Source organism: Lutibacter sp. (assembly GCF_040883305.1).
Lineage (GTDB): Bacteria > Bacteroidota > Bacteroidia > Flavobacteriales > Flavobacteriaceae > Lutibacter.
Genome location: NZ_JBFLKT010000344.1, coordinates 1 through 3,440, shown reverse-complemented (window position 1 = coordinate 3,440; position 3,440 = coordinate 1). Strand labels below are relative to the sequence as shown.

At 31.0% G+C, this 3,440-nt stretch carries 3 protein-coding genes; 1 reads left to right on the top strand and 2 read right to left on the bottom strand.

Going from position 1 to position 3,440, the window contains the following annotated elements:
• Both AB1Z17_RS11125 and AB1Z17_RS11120 read right to left on the bottom strand, forming a co-directional pair.
• Nucleotides 1-565, bottom strand: a 565-nt coding sequence (locus tag AB1Z17_RS11125; protein WP_368051866.1) for a type IA DNA topoisomerase, incomplete at its 3' end; no start/stop codon positions are given.
• Nucleotides 566-807: 242 nt separating this feature from the next.
• Entirely contained in the window at nt 808-2,055 is a 1,248-nt protein-coding gene (locus AB1Z17_RS11120; protein ID WP_368051865.1) for an LVIVD repeat-containing protein, read from the bottom strand.
• A gap of 387 nt (nt 2,056-2,442) precedes the next feature.
• Between AB1Z17_RS11120 and AB1Z17_RS11115 the strand changes: the two genes are divergently transcribed.
• Nucleotides 2,443-3,440 (top strand): MiaB/RimO family radical SAM methylthiotransferase (locus AB1Z17_RS11115; RefSeq protein ID WP_368051864.1); only part of this gene is annotated, 998 nt, incomplete at its 3' end.

The window sequence follows — 3,440 nt, the reverse complement described above, 5'->3', positions numbered from 1 at the left end:
CAACTGGTGTAAAATTGGCTATTTCACGCTCTCTTTCAACTATTAATCTAACTGCAACAGATTGTACTCTCCCGGCAGACAAGCCTCCTTTTACTTTTCTCCATAACACTGGCGATAATTCATAACCAACCAATCTATCTAAAACTCTACGCGCTTGTTGTGCATTTACCAAATGGTAATCTATACTTCTCGGGTTTTCAACAGCTTTTAATATTGCTTTTTGAGTAATCTCATGAAAAACAATACGCTTAGTTTTTTCATCTTTTAACTTTAGTTGCTCGTATAAATGCCAAGCAATTGCTTCTCCTTCGCGATCCTCATCCGAAGCTAACCAAACAGTATCTGCTTTTTTAGCTAAACTTTTTAATTTTTTTACAATAGCTTTCTTATCTGTAGAAACTACATAATTTGGCATAAAATCTCCATCAACATTTATTCCAATTTCTTTAGAAGGTAAATCTGCAATATGCCCAAAACTAGATTCGACTTGAAAGTCTTTTCCTAAAAATTTTTCTATTGTTTTTGCCTTTGCAGGTGACTCTACTATTACCAAATTTTTTGCCATAAATCTTTTCTTTTTTCATGTGTCAATCTTTATTATATCTAAAAGGTCACATGCAGTTTGCTATCAATTATTTCGTTAATTGATAAACATTTTAATATGCTCGTTTCATAAAAAACACCTTATATATATTTAGGTGCTTTTGGATTGCAAATGTATATAAGATTTTTAATACTTATCAAAAACTATTTGCTAAAAATAAAAAAAACAGGCTACAAAGCCTGTTTTTACTAGAAAAACTATTTTTAATTTAACTGATATTCGCTCAATAAAGTAAGCCCTTTATCCGAATAATTATATTGAAACAATGTATTATCGCCAATCAACAGCAATTTATTTTGCATTGGAATTACATCAAAAGTGGTTATGTTTTTGAATGTGTTTAGCAATTCTAAATCTTCAATTTTTGTTTTATTATATACTTTTAAACCTGAAGTTCCATCACAAATAAAAAGCAAGTTGTCTTTTATACCCAAACCATACGGATTGTCCATTGGATACGATTTTACAAGTTCTAAATTGTACACATCTGAAATATCAACTATTTCTAAGCTACTTTCAAAAGCACCACAAAAATTACCCGCTCTCAAAGTTATGTAGGCATAATTATCGTCTACTACAACTGGATCACAAGCTGTTCCGTGTTGGAATTCCGAAATAAATGTTGGTGTGGCAGGAGCTTCAATATTAAAAATATACATACCGCTCATACTTCCTAAAAAAAGTAAATCGTCTTTATTAAAAATCGTTTCAATATCAAATCCTGCATGCACTTCTTGCAGCTCTCTAGGTGTTGCTAGATTGGTAATGTCAAAAATATTAATATTATGACTGTCAACCGCATACAAATAATCATTTACAATTTTAAAACGTGCTAAAGAACCACCTTGCCCAGTAGATTCTGCAGAAGCAAGAGTCACAAAATCATTAAAAACCACACCTCCAGTATTATAATTTCTTTCATCATCTATTCTTCGTTCTTCTTGAGTAATATTCCAACCTACAATTATTTCACCTGCCTGATTCCCATTTTCTCCATAATCAACAACTAAATTTTCTATAAATGGCATTGGAATATAGCCCGGAAACACATCTTTTAAACGTGCAACTTCATAAATATTATTGATATCTGAAAGATCAAAAACCAACAAATCCATTAAACTATCTGCGTATAAATAATTGCCTTTAATCTCCATATCTTTTGTTGCCTTTATTTTTATAAAAGCAATTTTAACTGGAGCTGTAGGGTTTGAATTATCTATAATATGAATTCCCTTGTCAATATCATTCACCAATACTAAATTGTTATATGCATAAATTTTTCCAGACTCAATAATTGGAGTTGGGGCAACAATATCTACAGATGCTCTAAATGCCTCTAAAGACATAAATTCTGCTTTTGCAACATTTACGGTTTCAAATTCATCTTTAGAATCACAAGAAATTAGAAAAAAGAATGATATAGCTATAAAAAAAAGATATCTGGTTTTCATATTCGTATATATTTACTGTTTGTTAGTTGTATTTAAATTATTAAGGTACACATTATTAAAACGTTAAAATTTACTAAAACGCTACATTGAGAGTTATATATATTTATTGATGAGGATTATTTAGTCACTATTATTATTTTGAAATCTAGATTTCATCCTTCGTTTTAGTGTTGAACCCTGTGAGGTGATTTTTTTTAAATTGTGGCTTGATTTGGATTCCCATTTCTGCCCATCCGACAAGCAGATTCACAGGAACGTAAAAATATACAGGCCTAAATTTTACTATATAACCACTACATATTAGTCACCTCAAACGATTGTTAAAATTCTGCCAATATGTCATATTTTTAGAAAATTGGTTATATCTTTGCAATCCAATAAGAAGATATGGGTAGCGAAAAAGTTATAGAAGAAAAAAAACAAGGCCAAGCACTTTTAACAGATCATAAAGAAGGAAATCATAAAAAACTTTTTATAGAAAGTTATGGTTGCCAAATGAATTTAAATGATACTGAAATTGTTGCATCAATACTTTCCAAAGAAGGTTACAACACTACACATTTGCTAGAAGAAGCAGATTTGGTATTGGTAAATACCTGTTCAATAAGAGAAAAAGCAGAACAAACGGTTCGCAAACGTTTAGAAAAATACAATGCTGTTAAAAAAATAAATCCGACCATGAAGGTTGGTGTTTTAGGATGTATGGCAGAACGTTTAAAAGCGAAATTTTTAGAAGAAGAAAAAATTGTTGATTTAGTTGTTGGACCAGATGCTTATAAGGATTTGCCCAATTTATTAGCAGAAGTAAGTGCTGGTAGAGATGCTGTAAATGTTATACTTTCTAAAGAAGAAACATACGGAGATATTTCTCCAGTTAGATTAAATAGCAACGGTGTTTCAGCTTTTGTTTCAATTACAAGAGGGTGTGATAATATGTGTACTTTTTGCGTAGTTCCTTTTACACGTGGACGAGAACGCAGCCGAGATCCAAAAAGTATTTTGGAAGAAGTTAGAGATTTAGTAGCTAAAAATTATAAAGAAATTACTTTATTAGGTCAAAATGTTGATAGTTACCTTTGGTATGGAGGTGGTTTAAAAAAGGACTTTAAAAATGCTTCTGAAATTGCAAAAGCAACTGCCGTAGATTTTGCACAATTATTAGATCTAGCAGCCACAGAATTCCCTAAAACACGTTTTCGCTTTTCAACATCTAACCCTCAGGATATGAGCTTAGATGTAATTCATACTATGGCAAAACACGAAAATATTTGTAAATACATTCATTTGCCTGTACAATCTGGAAGCACTACTGTTTTAGAAAGAATGAACAGACAACATACGCGTGAAGAGTATATGGAACTGATTGATAATATTCGAATAATATT

Excerpts from the sequence above, each read along its gene's own strand:
- AB1Z17_RS11120 (WP_368051865.1), bottom strand. The coding sequence starts at position 2,055 with ATGAAAACCAGATATCTTTTTTTTATAGCTATATCATTCTTTTTTCTA.